The sequence below is a fragment of the Streptomyces sp. NPDC088554 genome (assembly GCF_044752945.1).
GTDB lineage: Bacteria > Actinomycetota > Actinomycetes > Streptomycetales > Streptomycetaceae > Streptomyces.
The window spans coordinates 37046-58879 of record NZ_JBIVMF010000016.1; the positions used below are offsets into that span (position 1 = coordinate 37046).

Below are 21834 nucleotides of genomic sequence, written 5' to 3' on the forward strand. Positions count from 1 at the left end.
GGACGGGCATAGGGCTGATCTGGCTGCGTGGAGTGGTGTCGAGATGCTTCTAGCCAGCATCAAGGACGAGTTGGTTCTCAGTCGCGCCGTCGCCATTGCAGCCACGGGCGCGAAACCGCCTGAATTCAAGCCAACTCCGAGGCCCGGAGTGCCACACGCGTCCAGCTCCCGACGGGGGATGACGGACGCGCAGCGCCGCGCGCTCGATCCGCGGCTGAGAAATCAGACGCAGGAGGCGTAAATGGCGGACCTGGATATCGTCGCGACAGTCGGTGTCGACGTCGTACCGCTGATCCCGAATTTTTACACCAAGCTGAAGTCCATCGTGCTCCCGGTTGCCGACCGTGTCGGTAAAGAGGCTGGGGAGCGGATGGGAAAGGCGATCAGCGACAACATTGTCATCTCTATCCCGGAGGCCATCGTCAAGGGTGGTCAGGCGGGTGTGCGCGCGGCTGGACGACAGGGTGACAACGCTGGTGGCGCGTTTGCGAACAGTCTGCGGCGGAAACTTCAGGCCGCATTCCGGGCCATGCCCAAGCTGGACGTGGGGCTGAGCGATACCGGCGTAGATGCCGAACTGGCACGCATCCGGGCCAAGTTGGAGACCCTCTCCAACAAGAGGATCGGAATTAACGTCTCTGCACAGGACGCGGAAGCGGAGATCACACGGCTGGAGGTCAAGCTCAGGGAACTGGGAGCGCAACACCCCAACGTCGCTGTTCGTGCTGACACTGTCACCGCTCGCGCAGCACTGGCGGAAATTAGGGCGGAGATTGCTGCGGTGGGCGGTCGAAAGACCGTCGCCGTGGAGGTAGACGGCGGATTTGGTGCCAAGCTGCGCGCCATCGTGGCGGAGGCTCAGGCGTCGATCCCAGACATCAACGTAGACGCTGACACGTCGCCCGCGCGCCGTGAAGTGCAGGAGATCCGCGGCGAATTGGTGGACTTGGCGGATGCTCGCGTCGGCATTGACATCGACGCAGGTGAAGCTCTGGCGAAGATTAATCACCTGCAAGAGCGCCTCGCGGTCCTCTCGCTGAAAAACATCGACATCGACGTCCGTGTCGACGCTGCCGCAGCAGCCGCACAGCTTGCGGCCCTCCAGCGCATGGCGGATGACACCAAGGTCTTCCGTATCAAGGCCGTTGCGGACACAAGCCAGGCGACGAACGCACTGCTTCACCTGGCGATTCAGGCTGCGGTTCTGACGGCAATACCTATCGGACCGGTGCTGGCCGCAGGTCTTGGCGCTGTTGCCGCAATGACAGTGTCTGCGGCGGCTGGTGTGGGTTCCCTGGTTCTGGTCGCTGTGCCAGCTATCAAAAACATTGCCGACGCGATGAAGGCCAAGACGGCCGCTGAGGATGACGCTAACCGGTCCACCGAGGACGGCGCGCGGACGGCTGTACAGGCCGCACAACGTGCACTCCAGATGGCTGGGGCACAGGCGTCGTTGGCCTCCGCCCATCGCAACGCTGCCCGCTCTGTAGAGCAGGCCAATCGCAGTGTGGAACATGCGGAACGGTCCGTAGCGGACGCTGTGGACCGTGCTGCCGATCAGCGAACGCAGGCCGCTGAAACCATCAAGCGAGCACAGCAGTCTCTCGCGGACTCACACCGCACCGTCACACGGGCAGAGGAAGCCCTAGCGGACTCCCACCGAGGTGTGGAGCGGGCACAGGAGTCTCTCACCGACGCCAACCGGGCCGCACTTCAGGCCCAGTTGGGTCTGATTGACGCTCGTGCGGAAGCTGCACGGCAGTTGAGGGATCTTGAAGACCAGCTCGCTGGCGGAGCGCTGGATCAGCGGGAGGCCACACTCCGCGTCACTGAGGCGCAGATGGAACTTCACCGAGTCCTCAACGATCCGCGGTCATCGGATCTTCAGATTGAGCGAGCCCAACTCGCTGCCGACAAGGCGGAGCAGTCCTCTAAGGAGCAGCAGAAGAGTTACGAGGATCTCCAGAAGTCGGCCGCTGCTCAGCAGACGGCGGGAGTGGAGGGCTCGGACGCTGTCAGGGCCGCTCAGCAGCGCCTGGCCGATGCACAGAAGAACGTTCGCGACCGTACGGAGGCTGTGGGCGACGCTCAGCGGGAAGTCCAGGAACGCGTCCTGGCGGTGGCGGACGCGCAGCATTCCGTACTGGAGCGCGCTCGCGACGTCGCTGACGCTCAGCAGAAGGCCGCTCGCACTCAGCGGGATGCCGCCCGAAGTGTTGTAGAGGCCCAACGGGGCCTGGCTGACGCGGTAGAGAATGCGGCCAACGCGCAGGTGTCCGCCGCCGAATCCATCGCGGCGGCTGAGCGTGGTGTGGAGTCAGCACGGCTCTCCAGTATCGACACTACGTCGAAGTCGATCAGCAAGCAGGATGAGTACCGAAAGGCTCTCGCGAAACTTTCCCCGGAAGCGCGAGATTTGTACGACGCGTTCGCTGGCCCCAGGGGTCTGAAGGACGCATTCCTGGATTGGTCGGCTGAGCTTCAGCCGGAAGTGCTTCCGCTTTTTACCCGCGGAGTGGACAGCGCAAAGCGATCTCTTCCTGGTCTGACTCCCCTTGTGGAGGGTGCCGCGCGCGGTATCGATACGCTGATGAACAAGTCGTCAGCCCAGATGAAGACGCCTTTTTGGGTATCCTTCAAGAAGGATTTGGCGGAATCCGTACAGCCTGCCGTAGAAGGATTCGGTGTAGCTTTCGGAAACACCATCCAGGGCATTGCCGGGATTATCGACGCCTTCCTCCCGCACATGGACGGAATCGCCCGTCACTCTGATCGCATCACGGGTCGATTTGCGAAATGGGGGACTAGCCTAAAAGGTAGTCCGGATTTCGAAAAATTCTTGGCGTATGTGAAGGATGCGAGTCCCGGTCTCGCGGAATTCCTGGGTGACATTTTGGGCGCGGCTTTGGATACGTCCAAAGCTCTGGCCCCTTTGTCGGAGGCTTTGTTCGTCGTTGTCGGTCCGCTATTCGAGACGATCTCGTGGTTGTCGACGAATGCTCCTGGATTTGTGCAAGTTCTCTGGGGAATCTACTTCGCTCAGAAAGCGATCGGTCTTGGTATGGCCTTGTTCGCTGGGGCGATGGCCGTATATCAAATTGGCGTCGCGGGCGCGACACTGGTGACGTCCGGATGGGCCGTGGCCATCAACGCGACGGGGATTGTTCCAGTTATTCGGGCTATCGTCCTTGTTGTCGCCCTGCTGGTCGCCGGACTTGTCTACGCCTACAACAACTGGGACGGGTTCCGGGAGGCGGTGGATACGTCGGCTGGAGCTATCAAGAAGGCCGCAGTATGGATTTGGGATAACGGACTTAAACCAGCCCTGGAGGGCATCTGGACGGCTCTAAAGGCTGCTGGCGATTTGGCGGTGTGGCTGTGGGACAAGGCGCTCAGGCCGAGTTTCGAGTTCATCGGGAAGGCCGCTCAGATCCTGTTCACGATCCTGGTAGTGGCAGTACTAACACCCATCTACCTAGCATTTAAGGCGGCCGGTGCAGTCGGAAAGTGGCTGTGGGAAAAAGTGCTCAGCCCAGTCTTCGGATGGATCGGAGACAAGGCAAAATGGCTGTACGACAAGGCTATCAAACCCGCAATGAGGTGGTCCGGGGACCGATTCCGGGAGCTGGGCACGGTCCTCAAATGGGTGTGGGATAACGTGATTTCCCGAGCGCTCGGATGGATTGGCGACAAGGCGGGATGGTTGTACGACAAAGCCATCAAGCCGGCGTTTGAAAAGATCAAGAGTGCCGTTAGATCGGTATCCGAGTCTTTTAATTCCGGCAAGGATTCCATCAAAAAAGCGTGGGACAAGATCGAGGGCATCGCGAAGAAGCCCGTAAAATTTGTCATCGACCACGTGTATAACAAGGCAATTGTCCCGCTGTGGAATGCTGTCTCGAAGGTTACGGGAACCGACCCGTTGAAGCCGTTGGACATTGACGGATACCTCACTGGCGGCATCATGTCCGGATATTCGCCGGGACGTGACGATCGTATCATTGCCGTCGGTGGTGGAGAGGCAGTGATGCGCCCGGAGTGGACGCGAGCCGTGGGCGCTGACCGCATCAACGCCTGGAATGCAGCGGCCCGGGCGGGCGGCGTTAGCGGAGTACAGAACGCTATCTCTGCTGGAATGCCTGCATTCGCCAGCGGGGGGATCGTCGGATGGCTGAAGGATAAGACAAACGCGGTCGGAGAGTTCATGTCCGGAGCTGCAGACTTCCTCAACCCGACGAAGGTATTTGACAAGGCGACTGGTTTTGTGAAGGGTCAGCTTAAGGGGATCTCGGAAAACCCGTGGGCCCGAGAGATGGCCAAGCTCCCTGTCAAGATGCTCTCCGACATGAAGGACAACGCTCTCTCCCTCATCGGATTTGGTGGGGGCGCCGGCGGTGGCTCATGGATCAAGCCCGTCGACGCTGCCTTTGGAACTCCTTTCGGCAAGTCCGGATCGATGTGGAGCAGTGGCAAACACACTGGCCTCGACTTCCCCGCAGCCGTTGGCACGGCAATCAAGGCGGTGGCCGCTGGCAAGGTGTCGATGGCGCAGGGAGGTGGACCGTACGGCAACCACGTGATGATCAATCACGGCGGGGGCGTCGCATCCCTCTACGCGCACATGTCCAAGATCCTGACGAAGGTCGGCGCCGCTGTCTCGCAGGGGCAGACCATCGGCCAGGTGGGTGCAACAGGCAACACCACTGGCCCGCACCTCCACTTGGAGGCGAGGGTCAATGGCAACCCGGTGGACCCGACGGGCTTCATCAACGGCGGTTCGACGTCGTACAAGCCGTCGGCCGGTGTTGGCCAGTGGCGGGGCATCGTACAGCAGGCTCTCTCTCAGGTTGGCCAGCCGAAGAGCTACACGGACACCACACTCCGACGAATGCAGCAGGAGTCCGGGGGTAACCCGAACGCAGTCAACAAGTGGGATGTCAACTGGCTGAACGGTCACCCGTCGGTGGGCCTCATGCAGGTCATCCGGCCCACCTTCGAAGCCTTCGCCGGCAAGTACAAGAACACCGGGCCGAAGCAGTACGGGGTGTCGACGAATCCGATGGCGAACATCTACTCGTCGATGCGGTACGCGCTCAAGCAGTACGGCTCCCTCCCTGCCGCGTACAACCGTCCTGGCGGTTACGCCTCCGGCGGATTCCCCGCACTGGGGGAGATGGCGTGGGTGGGCGAGAACGGCCCCGAACTGGTTCGTTTCCTTCATCCCGCTCAGGTCTACTCCTCCACGGAGTCGGCCTCCATGGCGCGCACACAGACCGCCAGTGTGCGCGACATCTCCGCGTCGCGGAACGGTGGAGGTGCGCATCTTCACGCCGACGTGCGCGTGTACGTCGGTGACCGTGAAATCACGGACATCGTCCGAACGGAACTCGATATCCACGATATGGCGCTGGCTGGCGGACTCACCACTGGAGGGCGATAACCAATGAGCGACGACGAGTACGAGGGTCCCGTATATCACGCGGGGGATCCTGTGGACCCTCCCGATACGCCCTCCCCGATAGGCGGTGGGCCGGCCGAAGGTGCCAACGGTGGGGTCGGTGACGGCGATGGAACCGGCGACAGTGGGGGTGTCAACGAATGAGCGTCGCCTCTAACTTGCTGCCCGCCAACACGGCCTCGATGGAAACGGACATCAGCGGGTGGACTGCGGGAGCAAACACAACGCTCTCATGGGCCACCCGGTTCTACGCAGGCGCCCGCAGCCTTGGCCTGACCGCCACGGCTGCGGGCGCCGTGCGCGCTACAACGGTAGCCCGTGTGCCAGTGATCGCAGGCACGGTATACATGGCGTACGCCTACTTCGTGAATGTGGTAGCGGCTGCGGGACGAACCGCGATGGTGACGGTTGACTGGTATGCGGCCGTCACTGGCGGTACGGCCCTCTCCAGCTCAGTCAGCAATTTGGGCCCGCTCCCGAACAGCACGCTGTGGCTGACTCCTGCTCCGCTGTTCATCACCTCAGCACCTGCTGGGGCAGCGTACGCGTCCGTCACGGTGACTGTCACTGGACTCACTGCGGGGGCGACGGTGTGCACTGACGTCGTGTCATTTGGTCCGCCCGCACTGATCGACAGCAACCTTCTGCCATATGCCACGCAGTCAGTGGAGGTGGACATCAGTGGGTGGCAGAGCCAAGCCAATTGCACACTGGCACATTCTTCCGCTGACAAGGTGGAGGGTTGGATGTCCATACAGATGACTGCTACAGCGCCGGGGGATGTGCAGGCTCGAACTGTGTCACCAGTCGCGGTGACGCCAGGTGTCGAGTACTTCTCGTTCGCCTACGTGAAGGCCCCTGCCCCCGGGCTCAGCTATCGTGCAGAGATCTGGTGGTACACCGATGCGGGAACGGTGATCAGCGGAGCGGAGGCGTCTCAACCCTGGACTCCAGTAGCGTCGACGTGGCATCGCTGTTCCGTCCTCGGAACGGCGCCACCGGGTTCGGCTTCCGCTCGTGTTGTTCTCCGTCCGCAGGCATCAGTAGCAGGTCAGGTGTGGCTGGTTGACCAGGTTCTCCTGCGGGCGGCGCCGCTTCTTCCAGGCAACATGCTGAGCTACAGCGCGCAGGGTTTCGAGACCACCGCGGATGACTGGATGGTGGAGCAGGGATGCACGATCGCTCGTGACACGACGGCGTGGTGGGCTGGTGGGACCTCGCTGGCGGTTACTGCGGATGGATCCTCGGATCCCACACTGATGGTGGTGACTGGCATACCCGTCACACCGCGTCAAGTTTACGCTATGCGGCCGTATGTTTACCACCCGGCGGGCGCCGGCCAACGTCGGGTGGAGGTGATCCTCCGGTGGTACACGGCTGACGGCACGTTGATCACGGCCAACGGCGCGTTGTGGACGATCACCTCCGGAGCAGGCTGGAGAAACGGGATGGTGGCTAGCGGTGTTGCCCCCTCCAACGCTGCCACGCTCCGCGTCGGGTTCCGGTTCCTGGAGGCGGTGGTTGGAACTCTGTTTCGTATCGACGAGGTCAGTGTGCACGAGGGCGGCTTTGCCGTGGTGGCTGACCCCATTGCCGGACAGTACGCCTACCGGCTCACGGTGCAGGGTCTGACGATGCTGGGGCACGCCTATTGGAGCCTGTGGCGGATGCTGTCTTCGGACGGATCCATGATGCCTATCCGCACATCAACTGGCGACACCAGCGAGAATCTCATCACTGGTGATCTGGCGGTAGTGGAGGACTACGAGGCGCCACTTGGGGTTCCTGTCCAGTACTACCTGAAGACCTGGGTGGGAGGCGGCAGTACCAGCTACGTATCGTTCACCACCGCCGAGATACTGATCCTGGACGATCCACCCCCCACACACATGGTGCTGAAGGATCCCCTCTCGCCGGCCCGGAGCGCATCTGTGGCAGTGGCCACACTGCCCGACTGGCAGCGCATGGCACGTCAGGGTGTCTACCCAGTGCGGAGCCGGGCACGCCCCATCGTTATCACCGACATCCGATCGTCGAAGACTGGCACGCTGACCCTCGTCACGGGGACGGATGAAGACCGACGCCAACTGGACTGGCTTTTCGAGACGGGTAGTACGTTGCTGCTCCAGTGTCCGCGTGAGTGGGGTGAGGATGATGTCTATGTCCAGGTGGGCGACGTCACGACCAAGCGCGCCGTCAGGTACGCAGGATATGGCGACCGCGAATGGGACGTCCCGCTGACAGAGGTGGACAGGCCAGTCGGCGCTATCGCCGGAAGTGCCGATCGCACGTGGGCAACCGTGCTGTCCGAACACACCGACTGGTTCGCCGTGTTCGCAGATGCGGAGTCGTGGCTCGACGTATACACCGGGGGCGGCTAATGGCTCACTCCGTATCCGCAGCGTTCCGGCGGGCTCTCACGACGTCGCATCGAGTCGTCACCAAGGTGGACGCGTATTACGGCGGTCAGCGGGTTGCCGAGGACATTCCGATTCAGGATGGGACGGTGACCCTGGATCGGGGATCGAAGGTTCGCCGGTCGATTTCTTTGACGGTGCCCGACGTAAAGTACCTCCCGTGGAACGCCTCAGATCCTCTGGCCGTTTACGGTCAAACCCTCGTCGTTTCCCGTGGAATCGTTACGGGCAACAGCCCTCCCGAGATGATCCCTTGCGGAACATTTCGGATTGATGAGCCGTCAGGTGACACGCATTTCGGCCCGGTGGTTCTGAGCGGGAAGTCGTCGGAAGCTTCCCTTCAGGACGACCGGTTCATGGTGCCAATGACAACCCGCGGATACAATACCTGCGTTGAAGCAATCACTTATTTGATCCGCCTCACGCTGCCTTCCGCGATCATCGCCAATGAAACGGTCGGATCACGTAACCCAACATGTGCCGTTGTTATTTGGGATGCACAGACAGACCGTTGGGACGCTGTGACGCGTCTCGCCACCGCAATGAATGCGGAGATCTATGTCGACGCCTTGGACCGGTTCGTGATCCGTGACCTCCCAGCAGTGTCATCAGAAGCTGTTGCGTGGGACATAGCTGACGGGGACGGCGGAACACTAATGTCATCCGCTCGAACGATGTCACGGACGTCCGTTTACAACGCTGTTGTGGCCACTGGCGAAAGTACCGCCCACTACATGGCGCCCGTCAGCGCTGTTGCCTACGATAATGCGCCAGCCAGCCCAACGAGGTGGGGCGGGCCGTACGGGAAGGTGCCTAAATTCTATACATCTGGACTTCTCTTGACTCCCGGAGCCTGTCAGGTGGCGGCTGACGGAATGCTATTCGACGCTATAGCGCCCAACGTTCAGACCGCTATCGAGGCTAGTCCCAATCCGGCGATGGAGGCCGGCGATTGCTTGCGTATTGTCTACGGAGACCGCAAGGAATTGTCTATCGCTCAGACCGTGGTAATCCCTCTTACCGCAGAAGGAGCGGCCTCCCTGACGCTTCGGGGCGGCAAAGAGGAGGAGGCGTGACGAGACACGCAGCTCAGGCACTACAGGAGGCCGTCAGGACGGCGGCTTCTCGGGCGGTGGCGCAGGATGCTCCAGCCTGGATGATGGCCGCTGTGACGGCCGTGGGGGCGGACGGGACAGTAGATGTCGCGACGTCTCGGGGGCCCATGGCCAAGGTGCGCCGGATGAAGTCCTATACCGCGCCTGCGGTTAACGACGTGGTCGCCATCCTGACCAGCCCTACTGGTAATTGGCTGGTCTTAGGCGCCCTATCACCCTGACCCCCTTCCCCTTATTTACGGAGGCTTCAGCGTGCCCAAAAATGACAGCTACAGTCAATCGGTACCGTTCCCGGTCCTTTCTGACGCGCCAAACATCGAAACATCTATGGCTTCACTGGTCAACGGCATTGTTCCGTTGACCGTCATGCGTTTCGCCAATGCCAACTCTCGATCCGCTACTTTGATCGGATCCCTCAAGCCTGTTCCGGGGATGATCACGTACCTTCTAGCCGAGGATCGGTGGGAGGCGTATCAAGCGTCAGGCGGCTGGCTCCTGCTGTCTGACGGACCGTGGAATCCTCTGACGTTCTCAACAGGTTATTCTGCGTACAGTGGTAGCCCCGGATGGCGTCGAAAGGCGGGCGGTGGAATCGAACTGCGCGGGCGGTGGAGGAAGAACTCCGGATCGCTTGACGACACCGGAGATATAACGCAGTTCGCTGCAATCCCGTCAGGTGTTGCCCCTGCGGCTGTCCGGTATTTCATATGCGCGTCCAACAGAACGACAGCGAGCGGGGTGACGAGGTACACCGCTCGAATCGAGGTATCCACCAACGGTGCTATCCGATACAACGTGGAGTCCGGGGGAGGCGTCGGAACGACGCAGGATCCTGCGTGGGTCTCGCTAGACGGCATCCAATTTAGCCCCGCCGGCGACTAGACGAATCCGGAACACACGTCATTCCGCCCCGCAGCGTCGGGGCTTTCTTTATGCCCTGAAGGGGGATCCGCAGTGACAGAGATATGGATCAAGGAAGCGGAGCGTCTGGGAAGCGGCTCCATCGGAGGCGCCATGGACACGCCGTCGGCCCCGGGGCGCGCTGTCTGGCACACCGCGGAGAGCGGGACAGGAGGCAAGTCGTTCGACGCAGTGGCCACATACCTGACGAAGGTGGCGAGCGAGCCGCACATCCTCTACGACCCGACCACCGACCGGCTGGGGCAGTACGGCCCGCTCAACCAGTCGGCGCGGGCTCTGAAGAACGACGGCAGCCTCCGCACCAACCGGACTGGGAAGGTCTGCATACAGATCGAGGTGCTCGGGCGCGCGGCTCAGCCCTTCACCTCGACGTGGAAGCCCGGTCCCAACTACCGCGCTCTCATGCGTGCGATCCGATCATGGGGCGTTCCCGACGTCTGGCCCGCGGGCCGGCTGGCTGTGTCCTACTCGGACAACGCGAGTCGCTCGCGCGTAACGTGGCAGACGCAGGGCGGGCACTACGGCCACTCGAACGCCCCCGGCAATGACCACTGGGATCCCGGTAACATCAGCCAGTCCGCCATGTTCGCGGCTGCTCCGGTGACGTCGACGCCTGCCCCATCGAAGCCCACGCCAGCGCTTCCTGCCGTCAGCCTGAGTCGAGTTATCGCGGCAGCTCGTCATGACCCAGGTCTCAAGCAGGGTGGGACGACCCACAAGGCTGACGTCCTCATCGTGGAGAAGGCGCTCCAGGCGGAAGGGCTACTCTCTACGAAGTATGTCGACGGATCGTTCGGCACTTTGACCGTATCCGCCTACGCTGCCCTTCAGCGCAGCTATGGCTACAGCAGTTCGGGTGCAGACGGCATTCCGGGCAAGGCGTCGCTGGAGCGTCTAGGTAAGGCGCGTGGCTTCAAGGTCATCACCTGATGGGCACTGACGTCCTCATCGCGCTGATCACCGCAGTGTCCGTACTGGGCGCTGCGGTGGTCGCGGCCGTTCCCGCGATCCTCTCCGTCCTGCGCCGCACACGCGGCGCCGTGGAGGCGGAGGGGGCAGCCACCCGCGATGCCCTGGACGCCCTGGGAGCCGTACTGAACAGCCGTATTGACGACGTGCGTGACGACGTTAACGACGTCTGGGAGGGTGTCGCGCGAGTGCGGGAGTGGCAGGCAGGACACGACGCGGAGCACTACCTGATGACCGGTCACCCGCGTCCTGGCGAACAATCCTGACGGATGACGTCACATCTTTGCTCTACCCCCACATAACCAAGTCACGCGAAGCACTCGGTAGGGGAGAGCACATGGGCAACGTAGGCATTATCGGCCGCGCGCGGGTCGGCAAGGACACCGCGGGTCAGTGGCTCGTCGACAACCGCGGGTACCGCAGGGTGGGCTTCGCGGATCCGCTGAAGGAAGCGGCACTGAAGCTGGACCCGATCATCCAGGCGGAGGAGACGCGCGGGGACTGGGGCGACTGCGATCTCCGCATCTCGGAGGCAGTCAAGCTCTTCGGATGGGAGGCCGCGAAGGACACCTATCCCGAAGTCCGCCGCATCCTCCAGGAGCTGGGCGCCTCCATCCGCGCGATCGATGAGGACTTCTGGCTCCGGGCCGCGATGGCGAAGGTTCGTGCCGCCAACGAATACGGCTTCCCGGCGGTCATCACAGACGTCAGGTACCCCAATGAGGCGGATAGCCTGCGCCGCGCAGGCTTCCACCTCATTCACATCGAACGCCCCAGCGTGCCCCATCTTGACCACCAGTCAGAGGGTGCGCTGACCGGCCATGACGCGGACTTCAGCATCCGCAACGCCAGCGACGTAGACACCTTCCTCGGGAAAGTGGAACTCGTGGTGGAGCGCATCTACACCATCGAGTCCCGCCAACACTATGCCCGATCCCTCTGACCGAAAGGCACCCATGAACCGACTCACTAAGTACGTCAACGACCTCACTCTCCGCCTCTACGTCCGCCTCCAGATCTTCGCGGCACAGGAGCCCGTCAGGCTGCGTGCGGCACTCGTGTCGGCAGTCCTGGCCGCTGGACTCCTGATCCCTGCCCTGGCGGACGCCGACGTCGCGCAGATCATCGGAGCCGTCGGAGCCGTGGTGCTTCCGATACTCGCCGGCGAGAGCACCCGGTCCCGAGTGACGCCGGTCGACGGCGAGTAGGACCCGCTTCATCAGCCCCCGGTCTCCTCGGAGCCGGGGGCTTTCGGCGTATGGAGACCTTGACGAGTCCACTCGCGGACAAGAAGACCCGGATGCGGTTCAACAGGTCGATGCGGGAGAAGGGGGTGGCGGCGAAGGCGTGTGGAAAGTGCTTCGTGGTGAAGGAGTATGCGGCGTTCAGCAAGCACGGAAAGACGCTGGATGGACGTCAAACCTACTGTCGCCAATGTAACTCGCTAGTTGACCGTCGCTGGCGGGAAGAGAACCCCGGGCGCAATGCGGAGGCAGGTCGGAGATGGCGAGAGGAGAACCGGGAACGGAAGGCTGAGAACAACCGTCGCTGGTATGAGGAGAACCCTGACGCGTACCGTGCCATCCAACGTCAGGCGCGCCACCGACGTCGTGCCCGTAAAGCCTCCGCAACCATCACACCCTTCACCCACGACGAACTCCTAGCCTCATGGGCTGAGGACGACCTCTACGCCTGCGCCTTCTGCGGCGGACCCTACGAGGAGATCGAGCACGTCATGCCCCTCTCCCGCGGAGGCGAGCACTCGCTAGACAACATCGTCCCCTCATGCATCGAGTGCAACCGGGGCGTCGGAGGCAAGCACTCGCGCGACCCCTGGGAGTGGCTGGCAGAGCGGTTCCCCGACCTGGCCCCGCTACTGCTCGGTGAGCCATCTGCCCCATAGGCTGACTCACTCGTGCATATGCCACGGAACTTAGATCAAACCAATCGCTAGGTAAAGCTTTACAGCACGCCATCAGGCCCCATCTTCCTGTGACCAGGGAGGATGGGGCCTTTTTGCGTTTCACTTGCGCAAGTCGACTAGCGTCGGAGTTGGACCGTACTGCACAGCCGGAGTACTTTCCGCCCCATGCCGACCTCACCCGGCCCCCTACTGCACGCACTCCACGCAGTCTGGGAGCACCTACGAACAGAGCTACCTGACCTGCCTGACGCACGCATCAGCGTCAGCCCTGGAAAGTCTTCCCCCGACCACGGATGGGACCGTCTGTTGCTGGACGAAGACGGCGTGGTCACCGGTCTGGTCATGAGCGCCGCCACGCTCGCCAATGGCCCTGAAGCGGTGGTATCCACAGTGCTGCATGAGGCAGCGCACGTGCTCTGCTGGGTGCGACAGACGCCTGACACGACGATGCGAGGTGGCTACCACAATCAGCGGTACCTCGTCGCTGCTGAGGAGGTGGGTCTTCACTGGGGCCCTGACGACAAGAGGGGGTCCAGCAGCGGCTTCTACGTCACTGCGTTATCGGAGGATGCCAAGCAGCGCCATACGGCAGACCTGAAGGCACTTGAGACCGCCATCCCCCTGGCACTGCCGCATCTCGTCAGCCCAACCTCGTCCAAGCATCAACGGACCGAGCGCATTAGTCTGGCCTGCAAGTGCGAGCCGGCCAGACGCGTGATGATGTTTGGCAGGGTGGCAGCGCAGGGGCCAGTTATCTGCGGAGTCTGTGGGCAACCGTTCGAGCCTGTGTAGTGGTGCAATCGCAGGGGTAGAGCTAGAAAGCCACAGTGACTAGCGCTACTCTACCCCTGCAACCCCCCACGTCGATGAGAGGCTTAGTGATGGGTAAAGACGTCGTTCGCAAGACTGCGGACGCGCCGCTCCTCGACGTCGACGAGCTGCCGACGGTGCAACTAGAAGCGCTGCGGCAGGAGTCGGAGACCGCACTTCAGGCCCGGGGGGCGGCCTATGTCCGCGAATACGCGGCCATCGAACACAAGTCGACGATCCTGGCCAAGTCGCTGGCTATGGTCTGCCTGGCCCTGCGGGCTCAGCACAACGATATGGGCGGGGCAAGTCACGAATACCGTCAGGCTGTGGCAGAGCTGTACCGGCAAAGCGGCGTACAGGGTGACACGCTGGAACGGCTGAAGGGCGCAGTCAGGTGGCACATTGGCAACACGTTGAGACGGCACCTGACGTCACGTGAGTTGAAGGCGCTGGGGTTGCTCACCACCAGTCCTCTGGAGCGTCTTCAGGACACAAGGAAGACGACGGCCGCCATCGTTCAGGCCACTAGGGTCTCCACGTCCGCAGCCTCATCACCTCCACGCAAGGGTGCGACTGCGAAGAGCATCGATGAACTCCCCACCGCTGGCGAGATCGTGAGGGCCACCGCAGACCACCTCCGACTCTCGTCCGCAGCAGCCAGCCTAATCGGGCAACTGCGTACAGACGTGATCGATGACGACATGACGGACGGGCAGCGCGCCAAACTGGACGAGGAGCTAGCAGCCCTTCAGAAGACCATCACCACCCTTCGTCGGCACACGCGTAAGCACAGGTCAGACGGCTGATCGTGCCTCCGTACGTCAGCCCGCAGCCTCCTCCGCCCCGACGAACCTCGTTCAAAATGACAAACTAACCCCCTATTTTCCTTTCTCCTTAACGCGCGTTAGAGAGAAGTGAAATAGGGGGTTAGTTTGTCATTTTGAACGAGGCACGTCGGAGGGGAAGACGCCCGAAGATCTTGAACTCCCGCGTCACATCAGCCCGCTACCCCCACATAACTAAGTCAGCAGCAGCAGCAACGACTTGGCGGAGGGCACATGGGCGGAGTCAAGACTCTGACACGCGGCGGGAGCCGTCTCTACATCGATCCGGACGACGCCGGGATCAAGGTCCCGGGTGTGACGAGCATCGTGGGGATGCTCCCGAAGGACTTCCTGACGTTCTGGGCCGCGAAGGAAGCGGCGGAGGCGGCCGTCACCAACTGGGATCTCGTCAGTCAGCTCATCAAGAGGGACCCCGCGGGCGCCATCGACTACCTGAAGAACGCGCACCGGAGGAAGAGCAAGGCCGCGAGCGACCTGGGTTCGTCGGCCCACGACATCTTCGAGCGCCAGGCGCGCGGCGACGTCATCAACCTGCGGCACATCCGCCCGGACATCAAGCCGCACGTGAAGTGGTTCGACGAGTTCCTTCAGGAGGTCCAGCCGGAGTTCCTCTACCTGGAGGAGACGGTCTGGAGCGACGAGCATCAGTACGCTGGCAGCTTCGACGCCATCGCCCGCATCGACGGTGAGGTAGCCGTCCTCGACTGGAAGACATCGAAATCGGTCTACGACTCGGTGGCACTCCAGCTTGCGGCCTACCGGCACGCTGACCGGATCATCCTGGAGGAGACAGGGGAGTCGATCCCGGTCCCCGAGATGACCGGCGGAGCCGTGCTCCACGTCCGTCCAGACGGCTGGCAACTCGTTCCCGTGCAGTGCGATGCGCAAGTGTTCGACGCCTTCCTTGCCCTTCGCTCCGTCTACGACTGGGAGAAGGGCGGCAAGCGGGGCGTGGTGGGCCGAGCCGTGGCACGGGGCGGAGAGCAGCAGACCGGTACAGAGAGGCGGGCCGCGTGATGCAGACCCTCGACGAGATGCGCAAGGAGAAGGCCCGTCGCGACGCCGTGGCGGGATGCGCGGGCGCCTTGGCCGCCCTTCCTCTGGAGGCGTGGCTCCTCATGCTCGTGCTGGGGGCCGTCCACTCCGTCGTAGCCGCTGTGCCGGCCGTCGGTTTCGGCACGGCGCTTCTGTTCGTCATCGGCCTGAACATGCTGACCGGCCGCCTCCGACGGGCCTTCGGCCGCAAGTAGCACGAGTCACTCACTGAACGGGGGCGTCCACAACGGGCGCCCCCGCTTCGACGTACGCCCAACCGCTGAGGAGAGAGCATGTACGAGGACGTGTATTCCAGCCCTGAGAGGTTCGGGCTGACCATCGTGGGATCTCTGGACGCGCCCCTAAGCTACGAGTTCAGCATGCTGGTGGTGTGGCAGCGCGACGAGGACGGCGCGCTCCTCTGGGATACCGACTCCGGCTGCTCGTGTCCGTCTCCGTGGGAGAACCGTTCGTCGGTCGACGGGCTGCGGCGCATAGACAACGTGGCGGAGTTCGTCCGCGAGGCTCGTTCGTGGGCTACCGGGCAGGACATCGCGCGTGACGACATGGAGCGGCTCGTCCGCAAGGTCCGGGCGCTGAAGAAGAAGGCGGTGGCTGCGTGATGCACGAGTTCACCGAGTGGCCGAAGACGAAGCGCCTGTTCCGGGACATCGTTGTGACGGAGAAGCTGGACGGCACGAACAGTGCGGTTCATCTGACGCCGGTTGCTGACTGGGAAGCCGATCCGATCAGCACCGTTCCCGGTGACGGCAGCCTCCACGTGGTGGATGTCGACGGCGTCCAGTGGGCCGTCACCGCGCAGTCCCGGAAGCGCATCATTACTCCCGGCAAGACGACCGACAACTACGGCTTCGCCGGCTGGGTCTACGACAACGCTGCGGGCCTCGTTCGCATCCTGGGGGAGGGGCTGCACTTCGGAGAGTGGTGGGGGCAGGGGATCCAGCGCGGGTACGGGATGGAGGAGAAGCGGTTCAGCCTCTTCAACACCGCGCGGTGGTTCGCGACGGGGGAGGACGGACTCGACTCGATGTCGACGCGTGCGTGTACCTCCGCGCTCGCGGGTCAGATCGGCGCCGTTCCGGTGTTGTACTCCGGGACTTTCGCGGAGGCCGCCATCTGCCAGGCACTGACGGACCTGGGCGACTACGGATCCGTCGCGTCCCCCGGCTTCACGAACCCCGAAGGCATCTGCGTCTTCCACTCCCAGACCCGCAACGTCTTCAAGGTCACCCTCGACAACCAGGACGCGGGGAAGTGGGAGTCCACAGCGTGAACGACGAGCGCGACCCGGACTACTGCTACATCCACGGCCGCATCTGCCGCCCGTGGTGTCCGCCGAACTGAGTAGCGCAAGTCGACTTGCACACCTAGCCCCCGGTGACTTCGGTCCCGGGGGCTGAGTGCGTAGGAGCCCAATTGGGAGGCACACATGTTCTTCACCTTCAATCAGAACAATTCCGGCGGTGGCTTCGACTTCGACGAGGCGCGCGGCATCAGTGAGTACGTGATCGTCGAAGCAGCCAGCGCCGAAGAGGCCAACGAGGGAGCCGAGAATGTCGGCCTCTACTTCGACGGTGACGATGACTGCTCGTGCTGCGGAAGCCGGTGGTCGGCGCAGTGGAGCGACGAGGACGGTGACGACGTCCCGAGCATCTATGGCGAGCCGGTAGAGACCGCCACCGTCTACATCAAGTGGATGGGCGATGCCCCGGACGCATTCGTGCATTACGCGGACGGACGCATCGTCGCCCACTGTCTTCCCCGCACGCAGTACTGACCTTCAGCCCCCGGTTGCCACGGCGCCGGGGGCTGAGTGCGTGTAACCACACCGCAGAGGAGAGCACACATGATCCGTGGAGGCCACACCATCCACACTGCCGACGGCTCCACCGTCACCATCCGCCGGCGCGGGACCGAGTACGACCTCGAAACCCGCAACGCCCGGGGCGAGACGATCGCGACCGTCGTCATGAATGAGGACGACGTGCGGGAGCTGCTGGCGTCCATTGAGGACGAGGGCTTCACCGAGTCGTACGACGAGGGATACCAGGACGGTTACAAGGATGGGGAGGCTGCGTGAGCGCGTGGGCCGAACTCGTCAGTCGCACAACCTCTGATGAGGAACTGGAGCTTCTCTCCCGCGCGCTGAGGGAGGTGCAGCGGGAGACCCTTTGCCGTGCCGCGCGAAGAATCCGGGCCCACTCGTGGGAGGACCGCGGACACGGAGACACCAACTGTCCGTGCGACGCCGCCGATCTGATCGACCCGGAGGTCTCGACGTGAAGCAAGCACTCTGGGACGGCGTACTCCGAGTCGTCGACTCCCTGAAGAACTCCCAGCCTGGTCACTTCAGCTCTCGCGACGCCGCGCACTACAACGCCGACGAGACGTCCGTGACCTGCGACATGAGGATGGGACAGGACGACGGCACTTCGACCGTCTACCGGATCACGATCACCGTGGAGGCGTCGGAGGACAGCGCGGATGACTTCTGGACCGAGCCCAGTCCTCACCCGGGCATCTGGCGTCAGCCTGCGGACTGCGAGCCGGAACGGCGCGTTGTGGTCGACGGGCAGCACTACACCATCGGACCCGGCAACTCCGGGGGCTTCGGCGGGCGACGCTTCGACATCAAGTTCTTTGACGGCCGGCTGGTGACGACACACGATCTCTGGTCGCAGGGAACCATTCCGCCAAAACATCGTGGCCGATACCCGGACAACGCGCGGTTCGTGCCGCAGGAGACGGAGCCGTTCGTTCTGAACTTGGGGGAGCCGGAATGACAACCCACCACGGCCGCCAGGCCCGCATCCTTGACGACGTTCGCCGGGAGCGCGACGCGCAGGACGCCCGGTTTGGCGTTCAGGATCTGCCGGACGGCACGCACGACGTTTTCCGCAGCCTGGCCAATCAGCACCGAGACAACTGCGATGCAGCGTTCAAGGGCGGCAACGGCACCTACCGTCACGTCTTTCTCGAAGAGGTCTTCGAAGCCGTGGCGGAGACCGACCCCGTACGCCTCCGCGCGGAGTTGATCCAGGCGATCGCCGTGGGTGTCAAGTGGGTTGAGGGGATCGACCGGCGGGAGGGCCGATGATGCGCCTGCCCATCCCGCGTACAGGCCGCCTCCGCTGGCACCGACGTCGCAGCCGTGGCGTCAGCGCCAACAGCCGGATCATCGCGCACCGGTATGCCGACGAGGGCGACAAGGGTCCGCGGTTCCGGCGCCTGGTGCGACGTCGCGAGGAACGTCTTTGGGTCCGCGAGGCACGAGAGGAGGCCCGGTGACCGAGATCGACGCCGGCGACCCGACGCCCACCGAGAAAATCATGGACCGCGCGGACGTGTTCCGGGCCTCGTACAAGCTCATCAAGTCACTGGACTGGAGCGGATACACCGTCGACGTGCACGACGTTGCTCGCGTGGCGGAGTTCCTGGCGGAAGGGGAGAGCTGATGTTTGGACCCACACAGCCCACCGTCGACGAGCAGCGCGAGGCTTTCACTGAGGGTCTCATGCAGATCCGGGAGACCCTCGTCGTCCCCCTCTTCGACGCCGCTGACGGGATGAAGGCCGATCTCCTGCGCCGTGGGTGGTCGCCGGAGATCGTCGACTACCTGGCCGCCTCATGGCTCGCGGCCATGCTGGCGAAGGTGGGGGCAGCGTGACAACCCTCGCCAACGCCATCCGGCTCCAGTTCGAGCGCGACCATCCGAACGGGAAGAACACACTCCTCTGCGTCGGCCTGTGCCGTCAGCGGAAGGACCGGACCGACTTCCGTGAAACCCCCTGGCACGGCCGTGCCGCAAGCTGTATCCGGTGCGAGACGTTCCCCGGACCCGCGGGGCGGTCGCTCTGGCACCTCACGTACGACGCCCGCCTCCACTGGGAGTTGGAACAGTCGCGGGCGAAGCTGCACATGTACCGGCGGTTTGCGTCGTGGCTGAAGTTGCAACGGCTGATGGCGTCGGTCCCTCGGTCTGCTGACGTCCTGCGAGCCCATGAGCAGCCCTACATGGACGCCATAGAGCGCGCCCAACGGAGATGGTCGTCGGTCATCTCGGAGGCGCTCAGCAAGGCACACACGTTGTCAGAGGAGGAGAAGTGGCAGACACCTACGACCTGACGGCCGACGTCCAGGACGCCGCCCTTGGCACCTTGGCGGAGTGGCTCCCTGGCTACACCTACCCGGAGTCAGGGCCACAGCAGAAGTACACCCTTGTGGCTGTAGCGGACGACGGCCGGAGCATTGACGTTCAGGTGGAGACTCTGGGTTCATACCCATCGGACGCTCGGGACTTCCGCGTCACACTCACCGTGGAGGCGTTGTGACTGAGCAATCGCGGGATGAGCGCATCGAGGCGTATTACCATGAAAGCGCGTGGGATCTGGCGGAACGCATCGTCGACCTGGAAGACGAACTAGGCGCTGACGTCGACGGCATCTGTACCGGCATGCATGCCGACATGGCGGAGGCGCACGCGGAGATTGAGCGCCTGCGAGGAGAGGTTGCGCATCTCCGCAGCGCATGGAAGGTGTCCAGCGCAACGCGCGAGTCGTACCGGCGGATCACCCGAGACCTGAACGGGGTGATCCGGGAGCTTCTCAGCGCGTCCTCGGAGCGCCTGCATGAGCGCGACCGTTACCGCCTTGCCGGGATCTCCGCCCGACGTCGCGCGGCGATGGAGGCGAACTTCGCGACGGAGGCTCTGACACTGAAGGACGTGGAGCTGGCGCAGCAGGAGGCGCGGCGCCGCTCGTATACTGCCGAACTTCAGCCGCACATACGGAAGCGCATGGAGGAGTTGCGGCGTGCCCACGCATTCGTCGCGGAGGTTCAGCAGATTCGTGGCTGGACCATGGATGGCGACACCTATCGGACTCACCTCCGTCCCATCTACGACGCTCTCCACGAGCTGGGGGAGGCGCAGCGGGAGGGCCGCCCGTACCGCGATCGATGGACCCGTGTAGGTCCGGAGCACATGCGTGAAATGTGTCCGCGCTGCCACATGGCCCAGGACGACCTTCCGCAGCCGACGCCATGCACGTGTGACGACGAGGTCGCCACCGTTGCGTACTGGAAGGCGGAGCTGGAGCGCGTGCATCAGGGGCGACTAGCGCAAGTCGACTTGCGCTAGTCCCTTGAACTCCCGCGTCACATCAGCCCGCTACCCCCACATAACTAAGTCAGCGGACAACACACTCCGCTCGACACACACTGACTGACGAGAGGCACTCACACATGGCCAACAACATCGCACGCATCTGGGACACCGACCCCGACAGCAAGCCCCGTGAGCGGCAGTTCAGCAGCGACATCGTGGGCCGCTTCCGGTCCGGCCGGCTCGTCGGCAAGCAGCCGGAGGCGCTGAACGAATGGCGCGTGACGACTGGCGACCCGGTCGTGGCCGACGCCATCGCGGCGCTGCTGGGCGGCACACCGGAGGAGTGGGAGACCGACAAGGAGGACAGCACGGAGGTGCTCACCGACTCCTCGTCGGTGGAGATCATCATCGAGTCGTCCGACAAGCTGGACGCCTCGATGAAGCTCTTCGGCATGAGCGGCCTCGTCCATCACTGCGACGGCGTGGAGTTCCTCAGCCCTGACGAGGACAAGGGCGAGAAGTGCGGGTGCCCCGCGCTGCTCCAGGACCGCAAGGACCGGGCGCGGGCGGGACGCGGGCCGAAGCCGTCGATCGACCTGACGTTCAAGCTGGCCGAGACCCCGGAGCTGGGCGTCTTCCGCTTCAACAGCGGCTCGTGGGAGCTGGTCAAGGTGCTGCACACGGTGCTGAAGGACATCGACGAGGCGGGCGGCGCGACGGACGGCGCGACCGGCGGTCCGGTGCGGGCGCTGCTGTCGATCGAGAACGTCTCGTACACGACCAAGGCGGGCCGGGACGTCTCGTACAACAAGCCCGTCATCAAGGTGACCGGCGCGTACGAGGCCGCCGGTACGGCGGATCTGGCCATGGCTGCCTGACCTTCACACCGAAGCGCCTGCCCCTTCCGAATTGCGGTCGGAAGGGGCAGGCGTAGTCACGATTCTACGCACACGAGGAGGAGAGATGGCGCTTTACAAGGTGAGCCGTACGGACGGCTGCCGGTACGACGAGTACGACGCGATCGTAGTCCGGGCCACGAGCGAGAAGGCTGCTCTGGAGATCGCCACAATGGGCGATGAGCGTCGGTACGGCGACGACGTGGAGTGGGACGCGCAGTTCTCCGGGTTCGAGCGTGACGGGTCGAACCTGAAGGCGGAGATGATTCTGTCAGCGGGGCCCGCAGGTCTCATTCTCGGCTCGTTCAACGCGGGGTGA

At 63.4% G+C, this 21834-nt stretch carries 25 protein-coding genes; all 25 read left to right on the forward strand.

Annotated elements, in window-relative coordinates:
* Positions 1–241 precede the first annotated feature (241 nt).
* The 25 genes from ACIP8W_RS19795 (at position 242) to ACIP8W_RS19915 (ending at position 21834) form a co-directional block, all read left to right on the forward strand.
* Positions 242–5440 (forward strand): peptidoglycan DD-metalloendopeptidase family protein, encoded by a 5199-nt coding sequence (locus tag ACIP8W_RS19795; protein ID WP_402203893.1) that lies wholly within the window; start codon positions 242–244, stop codon positions 5438–5440.
* Positions 5441–5598: 158 nt separating this feature from the next.
* Complete coding sequence (locus ACIP8W_RS19800; protein WP_402203895.1) at positions 5599–7839, forward strand: hypothetical protein; 2241 nt, start codon at positions 5599–5601, stop codon at positions 7837–7839.
* Positions 7840–7904: 65 nt separating this feature from the next.
* Positions 7905–8951 (forward strand): DUF5047 domain-containing protein, encoded by a 1047-nt coding sequence (locus tag ACIP8W_RS19805; RefSeq protein ID WP_402203897.1) that lies wholly within the window; start codon positions 7905–7907, stop codon positions 8949–8951.
* Positions 8952–9944: 993 nt separating this feature from the next.
* Positions 9945–10841, forward strand: a complete 897-nt coding sequence (locus ACIP8W_RS19810; RefSeq protein ID WP_402203899.1) for a peptidoglycan-binding protein — start codon at positions 9945–9947, stop codon at positions 10839–10841.
* Positions 10841–11146, forward strand: coding sequence for a hypothetical protein (locus ACIP8W_RS19815; protein WP_402203901.1), 306 nt, complete (start codon positions 10841–10843; stop codon positions 11144–11146). The genes ACIP8W_RS19810 and ACIP8W_RS19815 overlap by 1 nt, the downstream gene beginning before the upstream one ends.
* 71 nt (positions 11147–11217) lie before the next feature.
* A complete protein-coding gene (locus ACIP8W_RS19820) occupies positions 11218–11823 on the forward strand; it encodes a hypothetical protein (RefSeq protein WP_402203903.1) in 606 nt (201 codons plus the stop codon).
* A 13-nt stretch (positions 11824–11836) separates the two neighbouring features.
* A complete protein-coding gene (locus ACIP8W_RS19825) occupies positions 11837–12088 on the forward strand; it encodes a hypothetical protein (RefSeq protein WP_402203905.1) in 252 nt (83 codons plus the stop codon).
* Between the two features lie 50 nt (positions 12089–12138).
* Entirely contained in the window at positions 12139–12783 is a 645-nt protein-coding gene (locus tag ACIP8W_RS19830) for an HNH endonuclease (RefSeq protein ID WP_402203907.1), read from the forward strand.
* A gap of 327 nt (positions 12784–13110) precedes the next feature.
* On the forward strand, positions 13111–13596 hold the full coding sequence (locus ACIP8W_RS19835; RefSeq protein WP_402203909.1) for a hypothetical protein: 486 nt from the start codon (positions 13111–13113) through the stop codon (positions 13594–13596).
* An 89-nt stretch (positions 13597–13685) separates the two neighbouring features.
* Complete coding sequence (locus ACIP8W_RS19840) at positions 13686–14420, forward strand: hypothetical protein (protein WP_402203910.1); 735 nt, start codon at positions 13686–13688, stop codon at positions 14418–14420.
* A gap of 252 nt (positions 14421–14672) precedes the next feature.
* Positions 14673–15476, forward strand: a complete 804-nt coding sequence (locus ACIP8W_RS19845) for a hypothetical protein (protein ID WP_402203912.1) — start codon at positions 14673–14675, stop codon at positions 15474–15476.
* Entirely contained in the window at positions 15473–15709 is a 237-nt protein-coding gene (locus ACIP8W_RS19850) for a hypothetical protein (RefSeq protein WP_402203914.1), read from the forward strand. The genes ACIP8W_RS19845 and ACIP8W_RS19850 overlap by 4 nt, the downstream gene beginning before the upstream one ends.
* A 78-nt stretch (positions 15710–15787) precedes the next feature.
* The gene (locus tag ACIP8W_RS19855) at positions 15788–16117 is read left to right on the forward strand and encodes a hypothetical protein (RefSeq protein ID WP_402203916.1); all 330 of its coding nucleotides are present in this window, start codon (positions 15788–15790) and stop codon (positions 16115–16117) included.
* Positions 16117–16788, forward strand: a complete 672-nt coding sequence (locus ACIP8W_RS19860) for an RNA ligase family protein (protein ID WP_402204060.1) — start codon at positions 16117–16119, stop codon at positions 16786–16788. The genes ACIP8W_RS19855 and ACIP8W_RS19860 overlap by 1 nt, the downstream gene beginning before the upstream one ends.
* Before the next feature lie 156 nt (positions 16789–16944).
* Positions 16945–17292, forward strand: a complete 348-nt coding sequence (locus ACIP8W_RS19865; protein WP_402203918.1) for a hypothetical protein — start codon at positions 16945–16947, stop codon at positions 17290–17292.
* A gap of 69 nt (positions 17293–17361) precedes the next feature.
* The gene (locus ACIP8W_RS19870) at positions 17362–17595 is read left to right on the forward strand and encodes a hypothetical protein (RefSeq protein WP_402203919.1); all 234 of its coding nucleotides are present in this window, start codon (positions 17362–17364) and stop codon (positions 17593–17595) included.
* A gap of 199 nt (positions 17596–17794) precedes the next feature.
* On the forward strand, positions 17795–18298 hold the full coding sequence (locus ACIP8W_RS19875; RefSeq protein ID WP_402203921.1) for a hypothetical protein: 504 nt from the start codon (positions 17795–17797) through the stop codon (positions 18296–18298).
* The gene (locus ACIP8W_RS19880) at positions 18295–18612 is read left to right on the forward strand and encodes a hypothetical protein (RefSeq protein WP_402203923.1); all 318 of its coding nucleotides are present in this window, start codon (positions 18295–18297) and stop codon (positions 18610–18612) included. The genes ACIP8W_RS19875 and ACIP8W_RS19880 overlap by 4 nt, the downstream gene beginning before the upstream one ends.
* A gap of 187 nt (positions 18613–18799) precedes the next feature.
* Positions 18800–18970 carry a hypothetical protein gene (locus ACIP8W_RS19885; protein ID WP_402203924.1) on the forward strand — a complete coding sequence of 57 codons (171 nt, stop codon included), beginning with the start codon at positions 18800–18802 and terminating at the stop codon, positions 18968–18970.
* Positions 18970–19182, forward strand: a complete 213-nt coding sequence (locus tag ACIP8W_RS19890; RefSeq protein ID WP_402203926.1) for a hypothetical protein — start codon at positions 18970–18972, stop codon at positions 19180–19182. Before ACIP8W_RS19885 ends, ACIP8W_RS19890 begins: the two co-directional genes overlap by 1 nt.
* Positions 19179–19640 (forward strand): hypothetical protein, encoded by a 462-nt coding sequence (locus ACIP8W_RS19895; protein WP_402203928.1) that lies wholly within the window; start codon positions 19179–19181, stop codon positions 19638–19640. The genes ACIP8W_RS19890 and ACIP8W_RS19895 overlap by 4 nt, the downstream gene beginning before the upstream one ends.
* The gene (locus tag ACIP8W_RS19900; RefSeq protein WP_402203930.1) at positions 19619–19846 is read left to right on the forward strand and encodes a hypothetical protein; all 228 of its coding nucleotides are present in this window, start codon (positions 19619–19621) and stop codon (positions 19844–19846) included. Before ACIP8W_RS19895 ends, ACIP8W_RS19900 begins: the two co-directional genes overlap by 22 nt.
* Positions 19843–20652, forward strand: coding sequence for a hypothetical protein (locus tag ACIP8W_RS19905; RefSeq protein ID WP_402203932.1), 810 nt, complete (start codon positions 19843–19845; stop codon positions 20650–20652). Before ACIP8W_RS19900 ends, ACIP8W_RS19905 begins: the two co-directional genes overlap by 4 nt.
* A gap of 104 nt (positions 20653–20756) precedes the next feature.
* The gene (locus ACIP8W_RS19910; RefSeq protein ID WP_402203934.1) at positions 20757–21497 is read left to right on the forward strand and encodes a hypothetical protein; all 741 of its coding nucleotides are present in this window, start codon (positions 20757–20759) and stop codon (positions 21495–21497) included.
* Positions 21498–21582: 85 nt separating this feature from the next.
* Positions 21583–21834: a hypothetical protein gene (locus ACIP8W_RS19915; RefSeq protein WP_402203936.1), complete on the forward strand. Its 252-nt coding sequence runs from the start codon at positions 21583–21585 to the stop codon at positions 21832–21834.

Coding starts and splice junctions, on each gene's coding strand:
- ACIP8W_RS19795 (WP_402203893.1), top strand. CDS start 242: ATGGCGGACCTGGATATCGTCGCGACAGTCGGTGTCGACGTCGTACCG.
- ACIP8W_RS19800 (WP_402203895.1), top strand. CDS start 5,599: ATGAGCGTCGCCTCTAACTTGCTGCCCGCCAACACGGCCTCGATGGAA.
- ACIP8W_RS19815 (WP_402203901.1), top strand. CDS start 10,841: ATGGGCACTGACGTCCTCATCGCGCTGATCACCGCAGTGTCCGTACTG.
- ACIP8W_RS19820 (WP_402203903.1), top strand. CDS start 11,218: ATGGGCAACGTAGGCATTATCGGCCGCGCGCGGGTCGGCAAGGACACC.
- ACIP8W_RS19825 (WP_402203905.1), top strand. CDS start 11,837: ATGAACCGACTCACTAAGTACGTCAACGACCTCACTCTCCGCCTCTAC.
- ACIP8W_RS19830 (WP_402203907.1), top strand. CDS start 12,139: ATGGAGACCTTGACGAGTCCACTCGCGGACAAGAAGACCCGGATGCGG.
- ACIP8W_RS19840 (WP_402203910.1), top strand. CDS start 13,686: ATGGGTAAAGACGTCGTTCGCAAGACTGCGGACGCGCCGCTCCTCGAC.
- ACIP8W_RS19845 (WP_402203912.1), top strand. CDS start 14,673: ATGGGCGGAGTCAAGACTCTGACACGCGGCGGGAGCCGTCTCTACATC.
- ACIP8W_RS19855 (WP_402203916.1), top strand. CDS start 15,788: ATGTACGAGGACGTGTATTCCAGCCCTGAGAGGTTCGGGCTGACCATC.
- ACIP8W_RS19860 (WP_402204060.1), top strand. CDS start 16,117: ATGCACGAGTTCACCGAGTGGCCGAAGACGAAGCGCCTGTTCCGGGAC.
- ACIP8W_RS19865 (WP_402203918.1), top strand. CDS start 16,945: ATGTTCTTCACCTTCAATCAGAACAATTCCGGCGGTGGCTTCGACTTC.
- ACIP8W_RS19870 (WP_402203919.1), top strand. CDS start 17,362: ATGATCCGTGGAGGCCACACCATCCACACTGCCGACGGCTCCACCGTC.
- ACIP8W_RS19880 (WP_402203923.1), top strand. CDS start 18,295: ATGACAACCCACCACGGCCGCCAGGCCCGCATCCTTGACGACGTTCGC.
- ACIP8W_RS19890 (WP_402203926.1), top strand. CDS start 18,970: ATGTTTGGACCCACACAGCCCACCGTCGACGAGCAGCGCGAGGCTTTC.
- ACIP8W_RS19910 (WP_402203934.1), top strand. CDS start 20,757: ATGGCCAACAACATCGCACGCATCTGGGACACCGACCCCGACAGCAAG.
- ACIP8W_RS19915 (WP_402203936.1), top strand. CDS start 21,583: ATGGCGCTTTACAAGGTGAGCCGTACGGACGGCTGCCGGTACGACGAG.